Source organism: Acinetobacter sp. CIP 64.2 (assembly GCF_000369645.1).
Lineage (GTDB): Bacteria > Pseudomonadota > Gammaproteobacteria > Pseudomonadales > Moraxellaceae > Acinetobacter.
In genome coordinates, this window is sequence record NZ_KB850121.1 from 43500 (window position 1) to 61287 (window position 17788).

Annotated in this window: 17 protein-coding genes; 3 read left to right on the forward strand and 14 right to left on the reverse strand. The window is 44.7% G+C overall.

Going from position 1 to position 17788, the window contains the following annotated elements; all coding sequences use genetic code 11:
* Positions 1 to 108 precede the first annotated feature (108 nt).
* Together pcaF and pcaD are read left to right on the forward strand one after the other, a co-directional pair.
* Positions 109 to 1323 carry a 3-oxoadipyl-CoA thiolase gene (gene pcaF / locus F895_RS16080; RefSeq protein WP_005238938.1) on the forward strand — a complete coding sequence of 405 codons (1215 nt, stop codon included), beginning with the start codon at positions 109 to 111 and terminating at the stop codon, positions 1321 to 1323.
* A gap of 10 nt (positions 1324 to 1333) precedes the next feature.
* Positions 1334 to 2113, forward strand: a complete 780-nt coding sequence (gene pcaD, locus F895_RS16075) for a 3-oxoadipate enol-lactonase (RefSeq protein WP_005238951.1) — start codon at positions 1334 to 1336, stop codon at positions 2111 to 2113.
* A gap of 61 nt (positions 2114 to 2174) precedes the next feature.
* Here pcaD and F895_RS16070 read toward each other — a convergent pair whose 3' ends face one another.
* From F895_RS16070 to F895_RS16020, 11 genes are all read right to left on the reverse strand, one after another.
* Complete coding sequence (locus F895_RS16070) at positions 2175 to 3662, reverse strand: aldehyde dehydrogenase family protein (RefSeq protein WP_005238952.1); 1488 nt, start codon at positions 3660 to 3662, stop codon at positions 2175 to 2177.
* A 34-nt stretch (positions 3663 to 3696) separates the two neighbouring features.
* On the reverse strand, positions 3697 to 5304 hold the full coding sequence (locus F895_RS16065) for a GMC family oxidoreductase (protein WP_010589965.1): 1608 nt from the start codon (positions 5302 to 5304) through the stop codon (positions 3697 to 3699).
* 130 nt (positions 5305 to 5434) lie between these two features.
* Complete coding sequence (gene feaR / locus F895_RS16060; protein WP_005238956.1) at positions 5435 to 6343, reverse strand: transcriptional regulator FeaR; 909 nt, start codon at positions 6341 to 6343, stop codon at positions 5435 to 5437.
* Between the two features lie 138 nt (positions 6344 to 6481).
* Positions 6482 to 7438 carry a p-hydroxyphenylacetate 3-hydroxylase reductase component gene (locus tag F895_RS16055; protein WP_005238957.1) on the reverse strand — a complete coding sequence of 319 codons (957 nt, stop codon included), beginning with the start codon at positions 7436 to 7438 and terminating at the stop codon, positions 6482 to 6484.
* A 54-nt stretch (positions 7439 to 7492) separates the two neighbouring features.
* Positions 7493 to 8446 (reverse strand): PDR/VanB family oxidoreductase, encoded by a 954-nt coding sequence (locus F895_RS16050; RefSeq protein ID WP_005238959.1) that lies wholly within the window; start codon positions 8444 to 8446, stop codon positions 7493 to 7495.
* A gap of 34 nt (positions 8447 to 8480) precedes the next feature.
* The gene (locus F895_RS16045) at positions 8481 to 9218 is read right to left on the reverse strand and encodes an SDR family NAD(P)-dependent oxidoreductase (protein WP_005238961.1); all 738 of its coding nucleotides are present in this window, start codon (positions 9216 to 9218) and stop codon (positions 8481 to 8483) included.
* Positions 9219 to 9227: 9 nt separating this feature from the next.
* Positions 9228 to 9713 carry an aromatic-ring-hydroxylating dioxygenase subunit beta gene (locus F895_RS16040; RefSeq protein ID WP_005238964.1) on the reverse strand — a complete coding sequence of 162 codons (486 nt, stop codon included), beginning with the start codon at positions 9711 to 9713 and terminating at the stop codon, positions 9228 to 9230.
* 10 nt (positions 9714 to 9723) lie between these two features.
* Entirely contained in the window at positions 9724 to 11004 is a 1281-nt protein-coding gene (locus F895_RS16035; RefSeq protein WP_005238966.1) for an aromatic ring-hydroxylating oxygenase subunit alpha, read from the reverse strand.
* Between the two features lie 25 nt (positions 11005 to 11029).
* Positions 11030 to 11557: a nuclear transport factor 2 family protein gene (locus tag F895_RS16030; RefSeq protein WP_005238968.1), complete on the reverse strand. Its 528-nt coding sequence runs from the start codon at positions 11555 to 11557 to the stop codon at positions 11030 to 11032.
* Between the two features lie 41 nt (positions 11558 to 11598).
* Positions 11599 to 12735 (reverse strand): acyl-CoA dehydrogenase family protein, encoded by a 1137-nt coding sequence (locus tag F895_RS16025; RefSeq protein WP_010589966.1) that lies wholly within the window; start codon positions 12733 to 12735, stop codon positions 11599 to 11601.
* A gap of 52 nt (positions 12736 to 12787) precedes the next feature.
* Positions 12788 to 13900, reverse strand: coding sequence for an amidase (locus tag F895_RS16020; protein WP_005238972.1), 1113 nt, complete (start codon positions 13898 to 13900; stop codon positions 12788 to 12790).
* A 148-nt stretch (positions 13901 to 14048) separates the two neighbouring features.
* Between F895_RS16020 and F895_RS16015 the strand changes: the two genes are divergently transcribed.
* Positions 14049 to 14516: a MarR family winged helix-turn-helix transcriptional regulator gene (locus tag F895_RS16015; RefSeq protein WP_010589967.1), complete on the forward strand. Its 468-nt coding sequence runs from the start codon at positions 14049 to 14051 to the stop codon at positions 14514 to 14516.
* Positions 14517 to 14573: 57 nt separating this feature from the next.
* Here F895_RS16015 and F895_RS16010 read toward each other — a convergent pair whose 3' ends face one another.
* The 3 genes from F895_RS16010 to F895_RS16000 all read right to left on the reverse strand — a co-directional run bounded on the left by F895_RS16010 (position 14574) and on the right by F895_RS16000 (position 17767).
* Positions 14574 to 15563: a 3-hydroxybutyryl-CoA dehydrogenase gene (locus tag F895_RS16010; protein WP_005238980.1), complete on the reverse strand. Its 990-nt coding sequence runs from the start codon at positions 15561 to 15563 to the stop codon at positions 14574 to 14576.
* Positions 15560 to 16672 carry an NAD/NADP-dependent octopine/nopaline dehydrogenase family protein gene (locus F895_RS16005; RefSeq protein ID WP_005238982.1) on the reverse strand — a complete coding sequence of 371 codons (1113 nt, stop codon included), beginning with the start codon at positions 16670 to 16672 and terminating at the stop codon, positions 15560 to 15562. The genes F895_RS16010 and F895_RS16005 overlap by 4 nt, the downstream gene beginning before the upstream one ends.
* An 84-nt stretch (positions 16673 to 16756) precedes the next feature.
* Positions 16757 to 17767, reverse strand: coding sequence for an AraC-like ligand-binding domain-containing protein (locus tag F895_RS16000; RefSeq protein ID WP_026040179.1), 1011 nt, complete (start codon positions 17765 to 17767; stop codon positions 16757 to 16759).
* Between the last annotated feature and the right edge of the window lie 21 nt (positions 17768 to 17788).

The following is a 17788-nucleotide window of genomic DNA, read 5'->3' on the forward strand; positions in this document are numbered from 1 at the left end:
AGACACAACCTCCCTGTTGTGCTGAGTAACGAGGCGACATCCATGTCGCCACCGCGAAATACCTAAGGAGAATGGCTGAAAGGCCCGAAGTAAAGGACAAGATTCAAAATGAAAAACGCTTATATCATCGATGCCATCCGTACCCCATTCGGTCGTTATGCGGGCGGATTAGCTCCAGTACGTGCTGATGACCTCGGAGCCATTCCAATTCAGGCTTTGATGCAACGTAATCCAAGCGTCGATTGGCAGCAAGTCGATGATGTGATCTATGGCTGTGCCAATCAGGCAGGTGAAGACAACCGTAATGTCGGACGTATGTCAGCGTTATTAGCAGGCTTGCCTTATCAAGTACCCGCCACCACAGTGAACCGTTTATGCGGTTCATCACTGGATGCGATTGCGATGGCTGCCCGTGCCATTAAAGCCAATGAAGCAGACCTGATTATTGCGGGTGGTGTGGAAAGTATGAGCCGTGCGCCCTATGTGATGGGTAAATCCGACAGCGCCTTTGGCCGTAGTCAAAAGATTGAAGATACCACCATGGGCTGGCGTTTTATCAATCCAAAACTCAAAGAAATGTATGGTGTCGACAGCATGCCGCAAACCGCGGAAAATGTGGCGGAACAGTTCAATATCGATCGTGCCGATCAAGACCAATTTGCCCTCAACAGCCAACAACGTACTGCAACCGCACAAGCCAAAGGTTTCTTCAGCAATGAAATCGTGCCTGTCAGTATTCCACAGCGTAAAGGTGATGCAGTTGTGGTGGATCGCGATGAGCATCCACGTGTATCAACCACGTTAGAAGCCTTAACCAAACTCAAGGGTGTGGTTAAAGCTGAAGGTACCGTCACGGCGGGTAATGCCTCTGGGATTAATGATGGTGCAGTCGCTGTATTGATTGCTTCGGACGAAGCGGTGGAAAAATACCAGCTCAAAGCACGTGCCAAAATCATTGCTGCGACTACAGTTGGTGTTGAACCACGGATTATGGGTTTTGCGCCTGCACCTGCCATCAAGAAATTACTGAAACAGGCCAATTTGACTTTAGATCAGATGGACGTGATTGAGTTGAATGAAGCTTTTGCGGCACAGGCTTTAGCAGTGACCCGTGATTTAGGCTTGAGTGATGATGATGCACGAATTAATCCGAATGGTGGTGCGATTGCTTTGGGTCATCCTTTAGGTGCCTCTGGTGCACGTCTAGTGACCACTGCCTTAAACCAACTTGAACAGATCAAAGGTCAGTACGCCCTGTGTTCGATGTGCATCGGTGTTGGTCAGGGCATTGCGCTGATTATTGAACGTATCGAACAGAATTAAGGAATAGTGAATGTCAGTTTTTCAATCCGCCGATGCACAGATCAACTATCAAAGCTTTGGCGATCCCAGCTCCCCTGCACTAGTGTTTTCCAACTCTTTAGGCACCAACTATGGCATGTGGCAAAAGCAGTTCAATTATTTTAAAGAGCACTTTTATGTGATTTGTTATGACACACGCGGTCATGGATCTTCATCGACACCGCAAGGTTCTTATACCTTGCAACAATTAGGTGAAGATGTCATTCGCCTGCTCGATCATTTAAAGATTGCAAAAGCCAATTTCTGTGGTATTTCTATGGGGGGAATAACGGGTCAATGGCTAGCGATCCATTATCCAGAACGTTTTCTGCGTGTGGTTGTGAGTAATACCGCTGCAAAAATTGGACAGGAACAAGCATGGCTGGATCGTGCCCAACTGGTTCGAAAGCAGGGTTTGGTTCCAATCGCCACCACAGCGGCTTCACGCTGGTTTACAGATCCCTTTATCCAAAGCCACCCTGCAATTGTCAATAACCTGTGTAACGACTTAAGTGCTGGCAGCGCAGAGGGTTATGCCAGTTGTTGTGAGGCTTTGGCTAAAGCGGATGTCCGTGAGCAACTCAAAGACATCCACATTCCTGTTTTGGTGATTGCAGGAAAGCAAGACCCTGTCACTACAGTGGCGGATGGTCAATTTATGCAACAACAGATACCACAATCGCAACTGGTCGAAATAGATGCTTCGCATATTTCAAATATTGAGCAGGCTGAAACCTTCAATCATATTTTAAAAGACTTTCTGACTGATTAGCAGATAAATTGAAGCATTAAAAAATGGCCATTTCAGGCCATTTTTTAGATCTGAGATAAAGTTAGTATCGAATCATCACTGATTTAAGCTCAGTATAATCTTCAATAAATGCATCAGAAAATTCACGCCCCAGACCCGATGCTTTCACTCCACCAAAAGGCACCGATGGATCAAGAAAGGTATGCATATTGACCCAGACCGAACCCGCTTCAATTTGCGGGATTAGACGCAAGGCTTTAGCCAAATCATTGCTCCAAATACTGGCTGTTAAACCAAAACGGGAGTGATTCATCATCCGAATGAGTTCTTCATCATTTTCAAATGGAATAACGTCCACCACAGGGCCAAAGGTTTCTTCAATAAATAAGGGATCATCCACACCGAGTACCTTTAATAAAGTCGGCTCCACAAAATAACCCGTTCCTTGCAAAGCCTTACCGCCACAAATCACTTGCTTATTTTGATTGGCAAGGTCGAGATAATGTTTGACCTTGTCAAAATGTGGCTTATTGGAAAGTGGGCCAAACATGCTCGATTCATCCAGCGGTGAACCAATTTTTATCTGTTGAATTGCTCCTGTCAGCTTTTCTACAAATTCATCATATTTAGACTGATGTATAAAGAAACGCTCTGGCGCTGCACAGACTTGTCCTTGATGAACAAAAGTCGCTTGCAGTAAAGTCGGTAGGATTTCATCCAGATTGGCATCCGCTAAAATGGCTGCGGCATTTTTTCCACCGAGCTCCAGACTGACCCGAGTAAGATCATTCTTCATCGCTTGTTGCCCAATCGCAATACCTGTAGGAACTGAACCCGTAAACGAGACTTTTTTTACTAAAGGCGAATTTATTAAGTGTTGTCCAGTCTCCCCCTTACCTGTGACTATATTAATCACTCCTGCTGGAATTCCTGCTTCAATTGCAAGTTCAGCCAAACGCAATAATGACAAGGTGGTAAATTCACTTGGTTTTAATACAATCGTACAACCCGTGGTTAATGCTGAACCAATTTTCCAGCATCCAATCATCAGAGAAAAATTCCATGGCACAATTCCAGCCACCACACCAACAGGTTGGCGCATACTATAAGCGGTATATTTTTCACCCTGCATGGAGGGAATTGACGGTTGCATAGTCTGACCATTGATCTTGGTCGCCCAGCCTGCAAAATACCTTAAAAATACAACCGTTTGTGCCACTTCCAAATGTCGAGCCAGATGAATCAACTTGCCCGTAGTTAAGGTTTCCAGTTGCGCTAATTGTTCAGCATGTAATTCCACTAAATCGGCTAATCTATTCAGCCGCAGACCACGTTCATAGGGTGATGTATTGGCCCACGCATTGCGAAAAGCATCATCGGCACTCTGAACAGCCTTGGCAACTTCATTTTGAGTCGCCATTGCAATGCTTGATACAATTTGTTCAGTGGCTGGATTGACCAGCTCAATCCGTTCAGCTGTTTCTGCGACAGTCATTTTACCGCCAATAAAATGGCCATGTTGACGTGCCATAAATTGCTGTACGCTGGCTAGAATTTGTACTTCGCTCATTTTATCTTCCACTTTTAATACCTATAGACAGCAATTAAGCAACTTGATTTAAAATAAAATCGGCACCACGTTCGCCAATCATGATGGCAATGGCGTTGGTATTTCCACTTGGTACCTGCGGACAGATTGAACAGTCGATGACGCGTAAATTTTGGAAGCCATGTACTTTAAGGGTCTGGTCTGTGACTGAATCTTTTGGTGTATTGCCCATTTTGCAACTGCCTGCCGGGTGGTAAACGGTTTTAATGTTCTGGCGCATCCAAGCATCAATCGCTTCAATATTGTCAGGATCGGTATTTGCAGGTTCAATCACCGCTTGAACAATGGTTTTTAATGCAGGTTGCTGTAATAGACGTAATCCTGCCTGCACCGCACGAATATTGGCATCAACATCCTCTGAATGACCTAAATAGTTAGGATCAATAATTGGTAAGGCATTCGGATCTTTGCTACTCAAGCGGACGCTACCACGTGCTTTGGGTTGTACATGTCCCACCTTAATCGTTAGGCCATGCGCTTGTGCCGCTGCCTTCTCCCCAGGGGTATTATCAAAATTATCCAGTACAGGCAGAAAATGGAACTGTACATCTGGTCGACCATTGTCATGGGTATCGATAAAACCACCACCCTCTAGAATATTTGAAGTCAACACACCTGAGCGAGTGAATTGCCATTGCAAAAAGTTCCGCACCGCTTTTAAGCCCTGATCTTCTCCAAGCAAACTATTCTGGGTAGTGACTGTTGCATTCACGGACATATGCAAATGATCATGGAAATTTTCCCCTACAGGGAGGTCTTGAATACATGCAATCCCGAGTTCATCTAAATGTTGTTTTGGACCGATGCCAGAAAGTAATAAAACCTTAGGACTGCCAATCGCCCCCGCACTGACAATCACTTCTTTACGTGCTTTTACAGTCACTGGGGCTTTGCCTGCAATGCTAAAAGTCACACCCGTGACTTGATCCGCTTGAGTTTCGATTTTATGCACCAGTGCATTGGTCATAACCCTAAGATCTGGATGATGCTCAACGGATTTTAAATAGGTTTTTGAGGTACTGGCTCTTTCGCCATTCTGTGTGGTGGTCTGATAAAATCCAACACCTGCTTGGTTCCAACCATTGAAATCGTTGACATAGTGCAGGCCCATTTGCTGCCCTGCCTGAATACAGGCAAGGGTTAAAGGATGGCGGTAACGGTTTTCACTGACCGCTAAGATGCCATTTTGTCCATGATATTCATCCGCCAGACTTTCATTTTTTTCAGCTTTTCTAAAAAATGGCAGTACATCTTGATAAGACCATTGCTCACAGCCCCATTCAGAGGCCCATAAATCATAGTCCTGACGCTGTCCACGGCAATACACCATGCCATTGACTGAACTGCCACCCCCCATAACTTTGCCTTGTGCAAGAATCATTTCTCGCTGGTTGCAGTGTTGTTGTGGCACAGTCATATACGGCCAGGATTTTTGTTGAAAGACTTTGATCACTGTTGCAGGAATAGTATGGAACAGGCTGCTATCCTTGCTCCCTGCTTCAAGCACCAATACTCGGCCTGCATTGGCTTGTAATAAACGTGCTGCAACCACACAGCCCGCTGAACCCGCCCCAATAATGATATAGTCATATTCTGTGTTCATCATGCTTCCCTATGCTTCAAACTCCATGCCTAGGATTTGATCATCACTTACTGGTCTTGTTCTTGTTTAAACGTGACAGATATGATGCACAATTGTGACATGTGCAGCGTATTTAAAATAAATACCGTATTTAAATTTTCAGACGATATTGTTTAGGCGTCAGTCCAATCATCTTACGGAACAGTTTGGAAAAATGTGCACTGTCACCAAAACCCCATTTCAAAGCAATTTCGGTAATCGACAGACTTTTATTTTTGTTATCTTTTAATTCATACTGAATTTTTTTGATGCGATGTGTTTGAATAAATTGATGTACAGACTGCTGCTGATGCTCAAATAAGCGATGTAACTGCCGCAGCGAAATGCCTAAATGATCCGCAATCATGGCGGCATTTAAGCTTTGTTTGCTTAGGTGTTCAAAGATAAATCGTTCTGCTTTTATCTTGAGATGATCGGCAATTTCAACATTTTTATAATTAATGGTCGGCTTAATCAAGGCAATCAAAGCATCTTCAAAAGCATTCTCATCCTCTTTTGCATACCAGAGTTCAATCTTTTCAGGGGACAGATTCTGCAGCATGCACTTCAATAAATGTCCACTCATATTCGAAGTAATCAATTTGCCAAAATGATCGACCGTAATGCCTTGTCTGAACAATTTCTCCCGTGACAAATGAACCGATACATGGCTAAACAAGCCTTGTGGATACATATCAATCGTTTCGTCCGGATCAAGTAATGCAACATCCCCTTCATTTAACTGAATGCTTTGGTCTTTATATGCAATGCGCATCTTGCCTGTGTATTGGATCAGTAAGAAACATAAACGGCCTTGGACTCGATCAGGCATTCCGCTTTTTCTAGAAATATGGCTGGCATTACTTTTGATAAATGCCACCTCAGTCTCGCCCAGTAAAAAAGACTTTACCTCGCCAATAAATAAATTACCGTGTTTATCAAAAGTCGTCTCAAAATCACCACAAACCTTTTGAATGCATTCGGTCCACTGCAACATTTCATTTTTTTGATCTTGATTCATATCCATTTCCCTCGGATAGATCGATTTAATCTTTTGCGTAATTACACTGATCTCACTTTTGGTTCAGTTAAAATATGAGGGAAAAATCCCCAACAGTGACCGACAAATTCATGTACAAATTTGCCGGTAACTGGAAACTTAGATAATCCCTGCAATATCCTTCAAAATTTTAATGAAAATCTCTTTTTCTTGTTCAGTATATTTTTCAAACACCTCATTTTGATGGCTATCGGCGATATCAAACAGATAATGTGCGGTTTTCTTACCCTTTTCAGTGAGTTTGAAAAAGCCATCAGTTTCAATCAGCAAACCATCTTTTTTCAGGATCGATGCTGCCTGCTCCACTTCGCGCATCGGCATGGCAATATCACGCGGCAAATCTGCTTTATTGGATGCCGTACCACTCCCCAGTACCAGTAATAAACGCGCTTCACTGGTACGGAATCCTGTCACTAGCTGTTTTGGAATATAATCAGTTTGATAGAATTTGAATGCACGGCTCATCAAATAACAGACATTGCTATATAAATGCCCTTGATGCATTTCACCAACATCTTCAGCTTCAACGGTGTCTTTTAACTGCAATAACGGATGTGGAATCACCCCCGAATAGCCCCCTTGGTGATACACCAACGGACTGCGTCCTTCATCACGAAAACGTACCACTTTACCAATAATAATCCAGTGATCACCGCCTTCAATCACCTCATGGCGTTCACATTCAAACACCGCAGAACAGTGATCTAAAATCGGGGCCTGACCTGAACCGATTTGATAACCAGTGCCTTCATATTTATCAATATTACGGCGTGAAAATTTATTGGACAGCTCAATTTGTGAGCCTGATAAGATGTTGACTGCAAAATGCGTGGCTTGCTCAAACACAGGGAAACTGGACGAGTTTTTGTCAATACTCCATAAGATCAACGGTGGATCTAGCGACACTGAATTAAAACTATTGGCGGTCACCCCGACCTTTTCACCCTGTGCATTTTGTGCAGTGACAATGGTGACGCCTGTGGCAAAATTGCCCAAAGCACGTCTGAACTGCATTGGATCTATTGTGATTTCATCCATTGATTTTAGTGAATTCATTCTTCTCTCCTGAATCTTTTGTCCTACTTGGGCCGTTCGCTGTACCTAAATCCCTTAAATATCCAGTACCAATCGTGCCGATTTGGAACGTGAACAGCACACCAGAATTTGCTCATTACTGGCCTTTTCTTCATCGGTAAAATACACATCGCGATGGTCTGGCTCACCTTCGATTACATCGCACATACAGGTACCACACACACCTTGCTCACAGGACATTTCAATCTCAATACCTTCACGTGCCAAGGCCTGTAAAATGGTTTCTTCAGCATCAACCAGAATGATCTTGCCACTTTGCTGAGCAACCACCTCAAAGGCATCACCGCCAGTTTCCACCTCAACCTGAAAATATTCCTTATGAATCTGCTGTTCAGGGAAATGTTGAGTGAGGGCTAGATTAATCACCCAATCCATAAAACCATTGGGACCACAGGTATAAATATGGCTGTCTGGATCAATATCCAGAATGGCAGATTGGAAAAACTCGCGGTGACTCGCCCCTTCTGATTTAAAATGGAAAGTGGTGAAAGGTGCCAAGATGCCATGTTTAATTTCATCGACAAAAGCACAACGTTCTGGGCTCGCACCGCAGTAATGCAGTTCAAAAGAAGCCCCTTCCTGTGCCAATTGATAGGCCATGCTAATCAGAGGCGTAATCCCGATCCCCCCACCCACTAATACCGCATGTTTGGATTTGACCAGTGGAAACAGATTTTTCGGTTCGCTAACCTGAATCTGCATGCCATCTTTTAAATCATCAAATGCCGACACTGAACCACCACGTGATTCAGGATCGCGTAAAATCCCAAGTCGGAACGTCCCGACATCATTTGGGTTCTGACATAATGAGTACTGACGCACCATGCCATTGGGCAGGTGCACGTCGATATGCGCACCTGCTTCAATTTTGGGTAATACGGTCGAATTTGCAGATTCAAACTCCATGACTGCAACATTTCCACCTTCGACATGACGGTTTTTTACCACCACGTTATACAGTATTGTCATGATTTCTCTCCCTGATATGCATCTCGCCGAAGGCTTAACGCATAAATAATCCACCGTTAATATCCCATGTTGCCCCAGTCACAAAAGCTGCACTTGGACTGGCCAATAAAGCACAGGTTTCCGCAATAAACTCCATGCTACCTAAAGCTTTGACGGGGATATTTTGAATAAACTGCGCCATTTTCTCGTCTGAGACCACGCTATGCACAATCGGTGATTCCATCGGTCCAGGGGCAATTGCATTCACGGTCACCCCTTTGGCAGCAAACTCTTTGGCAAAGATTTTGGTCAGGGTAATGATTGCGCCTTTAGTAGAGGCATAATGTGCACCCGTGGCAGTCCCACCATTTTGTCCAGCCAAAGACGCCATATTGACGATACGACCATAACCTTGCGCTGCCATATATTTGCCAATGATCTGGCAAGACTGGAACGTGCCACGCTGATTCACTTGCGTGATCATGTCAAAATCCGCCGCGCTAATGTCTAAAACAGGCGTTGCCTTGGTCATGGTGGCATTGTTAATCAATACATCCAGTTTCGAAAATTTCTGCTGAATCCACTGCACGGCAGCATGAAAATCGGCTTCAACCGAGATATCCAGTTTCAGCGGGTACAGATTCTCTGCATGCGGACTACGCGCTTTGGCTTGCTCTGCTTTCTCTAAAGTACTGGCAGACAGGATTACCTGATGCCCCTGCGCTGCAAAATACTCAGCAATGACATTCCCTAAACCCGAAGCGGCACCTGTGACTAATACAACCTGTTTCATTTTTTGCTCCTAGAGAATGTAGCTGATACCCGCCAAGGTATCGGTTGAGTTGACTAAATTGATAATTTTACGATTGATCTTAAACCCTTGTTCCGCATCACGAACCAAATGGAAAGTTACATCAGCGGTATAGTGTTTTAGATTTTCTTTACGGAATTCACGCAAGTTCTGTGCACAACGTAGAATGATTTCACCATCTTGATCTTTGACAATACGGATACGGGAAACACTGCGCACCGTATTGGCTTTGGGAGCAGTTGAAATCGCTTCGCCATTTTCCAAACGCTGTACCCGCAACTTACGCATATGATGATCGTCATAGGCATAGTTCAAATTATTTTCATAATCGGTCAGTTTGGGATCAATCGGAATGATATACACGCCTTTTTCATTCCACAGATCCAGCCAAGTATCATGCTCAGAATGATCCAGCATATCGGCTTCAGCCCAGATAAAAGCGGTCACTTCATTCAGTAAGTTTAAATCGATTTTCATGGCGCTCTCCTTAAGCCGTCATCATCTTTTTCCACTGCTGATAGGCAGCGCGCATCCCTGTTTCAGCACTGACATCACTCTTTAAGCCATCTTCAGTTTTGACTTCACCGGGCAAGCCACGATTGAGCATAATCCACAGGTCATTGCCCGCATTGGCACCGTGTTGCACACGCTCCCACGCTTCCGAATCATCTGGGGTACCAAAACCAAATGGGCCTTGGAAATGTTCATGCAGACGCAAGCGATATTGGTTGGCAATTTGTGGACCGCCATCCATGGTAATCACGGAGTGGTGAATCTCAGTTTCATTGACAGAAATCGGTTGCATCACACGGAAAAACGCCATTGAACAGGCAATGTTCGGGAACAGATTCAGGTTGAAACCAGAACCACCCACAGCACGGACGATACGACGTACTTCCAGTTCTTCATGCCCTTCATCACGTAAGGCTTGAGCAAGGTCTTCAAAACGTTCCTGAATCGGACGTTCCATCAATTCTTCATCCAGATCAACCAGTTCAGGAATCATCACCATCACACTGTGACCATTGCCGAGGTCTTCAACATAGCCGGGCTGATTTTCAAAGTTAAACAGTTCTTCGGTTTTTTCATCGACTGAACTGAGGAATGACTTGTGCACCAATGGGAAGTGGTAAGCATCGGTGGTATTTTCCAGCTGGATTTTCCAGTTCCCCGGGAAACGGAAACGATGCTCACCCAACACCTTAATTGGATAACCTGCGCCTTGTTTCATGAATAAGTCGATCCATTTTTTCGCAGCGCCGAGGAAATCTTCTAAAGGTTCAATATCCTGTTTAAAGGTGGCGAAAATCATACCGTTGTATTCTTCAACCCGTAGGCTGATCAATGGAAACTCTGATTTATCCAGACATTCACCATAGCTTTCAGGTGACGGTACGCCACGTAATGAACCATCCAGTGCATAGCTCCAGCCATGATAGGGACAGACAAAACTATTGGTTTTACCTTTTTTATGTTCGCATACAGTGGCAGCACGATGGCGACAGCGGTTTAGCAAGACATGCACTTTCTTCTTGCGATCACGTACCACCACCACAGGTTGCTTACCAATATTGATGGTTTTATAGCTGCCTGCATCTGGGATTTCACTGGCATGCGCCACCCAGACCCATGTGCTGTAATAAATTTTTTCCATCTCATCTTCAAAGATACGTTCATCTTTATATAAAGAGGTATGCGCACGATCACTTTGCACTAAGCTACTGTAATCCATCTCAATATTCTGCATTGGAATAATACTGCTGTTCATATCCATGATCCTTTTCGATTATCAGTTATTGCTGAGACGGCACTGGCAATATGGCTGTGCTGTCCCAGTGAGATACAGGGCGACTAAAAATATTTTCAGTCTGAAAATGTTTGATCTTCCAACGTCCATCCTGTTGCTGTTTAAACTGCACCGTGAGTTTGGCGGCATTTAAATGGCTACGACCATCACGGAAAGTTGAGGTCTGCAACATCATCCAACTGGCATTGGCTTGATCGGCTTCGATATACATTTGTTCTGAACTGACAAAATGCGCATTCATGACAAAATGTGATTGCTGTTGGGTATAACTTTTGAACATGCCATAAATGGCTTGCCAAGACGCATAACGGCCAAAAGACTGGGCATATTTCTCACCAATGCCTTCCCAAATGCTGTCTTGATCAAATAAATCCATCAATTCATTCAGGTCGGTATCAGCATTCAAGGCATCACAAATTTCCATATAACGATTGATACAGTTACGGATCGCATTTTGAGCTTCAAGCTGTTGCAAGCGTTGTAACAGTTCCGTTATATCCATTGGCGCATTCATGTCATTCATCCTTGTTGCCGCACGAGTTGATAAAATCTGGCTTATAAATAACCGGGTGCCGGCTTCATACCGAAGCTGACCAGCCCAGCATTTTGCAAAGTGGCATCGCCCATAAAGGCATGTTGGGTCACTACATTGGTATCATTCACAAAACGGCTAAACGGGTTATGGGTATAAATCGCGGTCATCCCTGCCAACATCTGGATTTTGCGGGTCACACGTGCACAAACCCGTGCCACATGGGTACAAGACAAACGCATATCACTGATCTGTTCCGCGCTTGGGTTACGTCCTGCCAGTACTTCATTCCAAACAATCTGCATGGTGTCGTAGAACCAGACGCGTGCCGCCTTAAACTCTGCTTCGACTTGGGCAAATTCATATTGCGTCACTGGACGACTGGCAATTTCAGCGCCACCCGTAATTGAAGACTTGCCCGGTGCCAATTTTTGAAATTCTTCGATCGCTGCGGCTGCGACACCAATTCCCACCACGGTTAGGACTTGAGTGGCTAAAGATAAAGATGGATATTTAAAAAATGGCTCAGGCAGTTTTGAAGGTTCACCGCGGACAAAGGTCCATTCCTTCGCTACCAGCACCTCTTTCACCACCAGATCATGACTGCCTGTACCCTTCAGACCAACCGTATCCCACGTCATATCAATCTGTGCTTTATTGGCTGGCATCACCGCCATACGTGGTAAACCTTGGGCTTCATTGTCCTTTTGTGGTGAAATCCCGACACCGACAATATCTGCACCCATACAGCCACTGGAAAACTTCCAACGTCCGCTCACCACCACGCCATCATCGGTAATTTCGGCAGGTTGTGGCGGGAAAATGCCACCAGCAAATACGATGTCTGGACTGTCTTTATACAATTGCGCAAGCGTTGTTTCAGGCAAACTGCCCAAATAGGCTGGACTCATACCAAAACTTGCGACCCAACCCACGGAACCATCAGCTTTGGACAGTTGCTCGATCAATTCACAAAACTGTTTCGGTGACCATTCATTGCCACCAAAACGCTTCGGTACCAAAGCTCGATAGACGCCAACCTGTTTCAGCTTTTCAATTATGTCCTGACTGACATAGGCCTGATTATCGAACTCTCCTGTACAGGCACGTTCACGAATTTCCTGACATAAGCTCTCTAAGTCGATTGTGTTGCTGTCCATGACACATTCCTTTATCGCTAAATGATTCATTCCCTAATTCCTTGTCATTTATTTATTGCGCTGCACTCACGATATATGTCGCAACAGCACACAGATATTCATCGGCATTGTGTTTTGCCACGATTTGTAACCCCACAGGTAAACCTTCATTGGTTTGCAGTGGGATTGAAATCGCAGGGTGTCCAGAAAGATTAAAAGGTCGAACCAGACCGGTGAGATTTAAAAAAGCCACCGTATTTTCAGCCTCTGCGACCTTAGGCGGTAACTGCGGTAAAGTCGGTAAAATCAAAGCGTCGTATTGATCGAGCAAGGCATCAATCTCAGCAGTGAAACTTGCTTTTACCTGCTCAGCCTGCTCGACTTGCGCCAAAGTGGTAGCAGCGGCCTTGAGTAAACGGGCATTAACATCTGTGCCAAGTAAGCCTGTTTGGGTTAACTCGCCATAGGCCTGCCAGTTTTCGTAATTGATGATTTGCATGCCTGCATCAAACGCAGCGTCAAAACTTTTCACCGTCACATGGATGGGGTGTAAATCAGCCTGAGCAAGATAGTGTTGGATGCACTCAGCCACAGTAGAATCCGCTTGTACATCCAGCCAAGCCAGTTTCGGTGCCTGAGTTAATTCGGTAGATTGATGGAAAGTTGGATCAATAATCTGCATTGCGGTTTCAATCATGTCGATTGAATTTGCAAAGGGGCCAACGCAATCCAATGAACTGGTTGCTGGATGTACACCTGCACGGCTGACACGCCCAAAAGTCGGCTTTAAACCGTAAACACCACAACAGGCTGCTGGCATACGAATAGAACCACCCGTATCGGTGCCTAAGGTGAAATCCGCCAGACCTGCTGCAACTGCCGCTGCCGAACCACTCGAAGAACCACCCGGAATCAGTTCAGGATATTTTGGATTCACTGCCGTACCAAACACATGGTTAATGCCTGTAATGCCAAAAGCCAGTTCGTGCAGATTGGTCTTGGCGGTAATTTGGCAATCCGCAGCGAGAATACGATCTACCACTGCTGCATTGCGAGTTGCAGCTTGGCTTTGCATTAAGGCTTTGCTGCCTGCCATGGTCTGCATGCCTTGAATATCGATGGAATCCTTGACCATGACTTTCAAAGCACCTGCGCCTTTTTGTACCTCTTGTATAATAATATTCATTCACTTTTCCATGTATTTTTATACTTAATACAAATATCGGAAAAAGTAATGTAATTGTCAAGTATTTTTAGATACGAAGAATCAAGAAAATGTTTCCAATTTTTGTATAATGCTGAATGTCCATTTTTATAAAAGTAATGACTTGGCTATGCTTACTCATTTAGAACAATTTCTACCCAACAATGAACCGAGCAGCTTACAAAGCTATCCTTTTTTCTGGATCTCGCAAGTGAATGGGAAATACACGCAGCTTATTGAAAAATCAATTAAAAAACTAGGCATCGACAATACTCGTCGTAAAATTATTTTAAGTACCAATGCGCTGCAACAAGCCAGTATTACCGAGATTGCCAACCTTTCAACCCTTAAGCTGACCACGGCGACCAAAGCCATTTATCGTCTGGTTGAAGATGATATTGTGCAGGTGTTCTCCTCAGAGTCAGATGAACGCATCTCAATGGTGAAACTCACTGACAAAGGTAAAGAGATGGTTGAGCAAATTAATCAGATCAGTCAGGTGACCTTATCTGGGATTCTGAATGCCTTTGACGATGCTGAATTGCACCAGCTCAACGGTCAATTGAAAAAGCTATTTGATTTAATGCCCTCAAGTTAAGACAACAACAAAAGCCCATGTCTATACAGAGATGGGCAAAGCTTCGAATCGAGCCGGTTACTGATTTAAAATATTAAACGGCGGCTTCAGCTGATTTGCGGCAATCCGATCTGAAAAAGTATGCAAAACCTGTTGCTTATAGGCAGGAATATCGACCTGCTGATAGTCATAAAAGCCCTGCTGCTCTCGTAAACCATTGCGTTGCTGTCGCATATTCTCGGCAATAATTTCAGGCGTTCGATAACGTTCGCCTAACTCTTTTTGTAAATATTGCGAGGCATAGTACAGGATATCGCCGCCACCCCAATCAATAAATTCCAGTAAGCCCAATACCGAAAAGCGTAAACCAAAACCTGTCCGAATCGCGATATCAATATCCTCCGCCGAGGCTACACCTTCTTCCACCATCCGCGCCGCTTCATTCATTGCCAAGGCCTGAATCCGTGGCACGATATAGCCAGCTTTGGCATGACACACCACAGGGACTTTCCCAATCAACTGTAAAAAGCTTTTCAGTTGCGCAACCACGCGCTCAGAAGTTTGCTCTGAACGACTTAATTCCACCAAAGGAATCAGATAGGCAGGATTCAGCCAATGGGCATTGAGCACCCGTTCAGGCTGTGAAATCATCTCTGCAATATCAGTGACCAGAAAAGTAGAAGTGGTCGACGCCACAATACAATGAGGCGAAATGTATTGGTCTAACCAAGCAAAAATTTCCTGTTTGACTTGTTTCACTTCTGGCACGGCTTCCATTACAAGATCACAGCCTGCTAAGCGCTGTACAGAGCCAGCCCGACTCAGAATCGTAATCTGATCCAGAATAAAAAGTTGTTGTTCAGGCTGAATAAATTGAATCTGTTCAAGTAACCCTAACTCCTGCTGCAAATCAGCTTGAATCTGGCTCTGATATTGCCCGAACTCAACTTCACTGCGCGCTCTGGCATCAATCAAATCAACTTTCAGTCCTGCATAGGCAAAGGCTATCGCAATCGCTTTGCCCATTCGCCCAGCACCCAATACCGCAACCTGTTGAATTGTGCTCATCCTAGCCCCCCTTGCTGCAAAATCACGTGCAACTCGGCTTTGCTTTTCTCTGCCAATCCTAGTCTCTCAAAAGTCCGCCCGTCCTGATACAAATCCTTGCCAGTCACCGCAGAAGCAATATTCAGTAGCCCTTCTGCCACAGGTGTCGCGACACCCGCCCAACGTCCGACCGAAACCAGAAAGGATAATCCTAAACGCGTATCTTCCAGCATATAGCGATGTGACTGCAGGTCGATGTGTTCACGCCAGTCACCACTATCGGTTAATTTGCCATGTGCACCGCGTCCATACATCCATTCCTCACCATCACCCTCTTTGTTGTAATGATCGGCTAAAGGGAAATGCGGTGCAGCATAGCCAAGTGCTTCCCGAACTTGCATACGTTCTGCATCCAACTGATTGGTGACACGGCGGATTGAGGGCTGTGTACCCTCATGGTGAATATCCCAAGCTTCAAAATGTTCCAGCGGTCCAGCATTCATTAGAATCAACGGTGGATGAATAATTGGCCCTGCATTCATCAAAGCACCACTGAGGCTGTCTTCAATCGGTTCAACACTTGGATAAGCCTGTTTGAGAACCTGAAATGCCTGTTCAGACAAGGCACTTGGAAAAACCCCTGTCGGTAAACGGGTCGCATAAGCACTGACCACAATCTGATTGACCCCATGCTTACGCACCAAATACGGTAAGGTTCCAGTTTCCGCAAATGCGACTTGGGTATTGTTACCAGCCTCTCGCATGGCTTTAGCAAAGATAAAGCTACCAAAGGTCGCTGGTGGTAAGTACACCACTTGTCCTGCTTGAAAAAACGGCGCCGCCTGCTTGGCCAAGTCCTGATGCGTGGTGGCAGGTAAAGGAATAATGATCAGTTCGGCATGCTGAATAGCTTTTTCTAAATGATCTGATAGCTTGATCTGGCCGTTTTCAAAGCCAACACTCACTGCGCGCTCACCCTGATAATCTTTGATTTTAAGCTCGTCCGTTGCGGCCAACTGCTGTAAAGCTTCACGATCACGACGCCATAACACCACCTCGTGGCCTTTTTCTGCCATTTCGACTGCTGCGGCATAACATCCGTGCCCACCACCGAGTACTGTAATTTTCATGTGCGTTCCTGCTGATTGATTTTCAATTCAGCATAAAAGAGACCACAGCTTGTATCTTATCCAAATGCGCAGTGAATATTCCATTTACGCACGCATTTGACTGACTGGCACAGCATCCTTTTTTAAAGTATGCGAAGGTAAGCAGCCGTAGCGTTTTTTATATAGGCTGGAGAAATGTCCAAAACTTTGGATGCCATGCTCCAGTAAAATATCGGTGACGGTTTCATCTGTCTGTGCGTGCTGTAAAGCCAAATGCACCCGTTCCAAGCGTTGCTCACGGATATATTCCACTGGGCTTTGCTGTAGATACTGACTAAAGCCTTTTTGCAAGGTTCGTATCGACACCTCGCAATACTGACCGAGATCAGACAATGAAATGGCCTGTTGTACATGTTCCCGAATATATTGCTGTGCTCTTTTAATATAGCTTGGCAGCAGCTGTTGCCGTTGGGCATTCAAGCGTTCAGTATAATTATTCGGAATTTTCAACAAAATGAGTTCAATCAAATACTGGCTAAAACTGGCTGAAATAAAGCTCCAGTTCTGAATATGGTAATAGGCATGACAGAGATAATTCAGTGTTTCAATGATCGCATCCATACCTTCAGCACTACATGATAAAGAAGGATCAAAATGCAGAGGTTGCTGGCTGCGATATCCCAACATGTTAAATAATTGGGTTTCGATATCCTGTTGCGCCAGTTTTAAAATAATATTACGGCAATGCTGATTGGTCACAATCTGCTGTCGCGTATGCGGATGGGTCACTGACATAATCCCCACAGATTGTACGATTTGTTGCTGGTCGATTCCCACCTGACATTGCCCTTCCAGTGTGATTCGAAATAAATAAAAGTCGGCGCTATCTTCAATGTTGATCATGACTGGCGCACTATATTTCAAGTCATACAATGCACCACGACCAAAACTAAAACCGTTTAATCGAGTATTTAATCGCTCATGTGTCTCAACATCAAAGCGATGCGGGCAGAGATAGTAACTGATTCGATCTTTAATCGTTTGATAATCATCAGATTTAAATAATAACAACTCATCCAGATAATGCAGATGATCCAATTTCAAAGTTGTTTGCATCATTTCACTCCCTTGTGATGA

Bases quoted from the DNA above. Each gene is read 5' to 3' on its own strand.
- F895_RS16040 (WP_005238964.1), bottom strand. From the start codon at position 9,713: ATGAAAATCGATTTAAACTTACTGAATGAAGTGACCGCTTTTATCTGG.
- F895_RS16070 (WP_005238952.1), bottom strand. From the start codon at position 3,662: ATGAGCGAAGTACAAATTCTAGCCAGCGTACAGCAATTTATGGCACGT.
- F895_RS16055 (WP_005238957.1), bottom strand. From the start codon at position 7,438: ATGAATTCACTAAAATCAATGGATGAAATCACAATAGATCCAATGCAG.
- F895_RS16010 (WP_005238980.1), bottom strand. From the start codon at position 15,563: ATGAGCACAATTCAACAGGTTGCGGTATTGGGTGCTGGGCGAATGGGC.
- F895_RS16000 (WP_026040179.1), bottom strand. From the start codon at position 17,767: ATGCAAACAACTTTGAAATTGGATCATCTGCATTATCTGGATGAGTTG.
- pcaF (WP_005238938.1), top strand. From the start codon at position 109: ATGAAAAACGCTTATATCATCGATGCCATCCGTACCCCATTCGGTCGT.
- F895_RS16065 (WP_010589965.1), bottom strand. From the start codon at position 5,304: ATGAACACAGAATATGACTATATCATTATTGGGGCGGGTTCAGCGGGC.
- F895_RS16050 (WP_005238959.1), bottom strand. From the start codon at position 8,446: ATGACAATACTGTATAACGTGGTGGTAAAAAACCGTCATGTCGAAGGT.
- F895_RS16045 (WP_005238961.1), bottom strand. From the start codon at position 9,218: ATGAAACAGGTTGTATTAGTCACAGGTGCCGCTTCGGGTTTAGGGAAT.
- F895_RS16005 (WP_005238982.1), bottom strand. From the start codon at position 16,672: ATGAAAATTACAGTACTCGGTGGTGGGCACGGATGTTATGCCGCAGCA.
- F895_RS16025 (WP_010589966.1), bottom strand. From the start codon at position 12,735: ATGGACAGCAACACAATCGACTTAGAGAGCTTATGTCAGGAAATTCGT.
- F895_RS16015 (WP_010589967.1), top strand. From the start codon at position 14,049: ATGCTTACTCATTTAGAACAATTTCTACCCAACAATGAACCGAGCAGC.
- pcaD (WP_005238951.1), top strand. From the start codon at position 1,334: ATGTCAGTTTTTCAATCCGCCGATGCACAGATCAACTATCAAAGCTTT.
- F895_RS16035 (WP_005238966.1), bottom strand. From the start codon at position 11,004: ATGAACAGCAGTATTATTCCAATGCAGAATATTGAGATGGATTACAGT.
- feaR (WP_005238956.1), bottom strand. From the start codon at position 6,343: ATGAATCAAGATCAAAAAAATGAAATGTTGCAGTGGACCGAATGCATT.
- F895_RS16020 (WP_005238972.1), bottom strand. From the start codon at position 13,900: ATGAATATTATTATACAAGAGGTACAAAAAGGCGCAGGTGCTTTGAAA.
- F895_RS16030 (WP_005238968.1), bottom strand. From the start codon at position 11,557: ATGAATGCGCCAATGGATATAACGGAACTGTTACAACGCTTGCAACAG.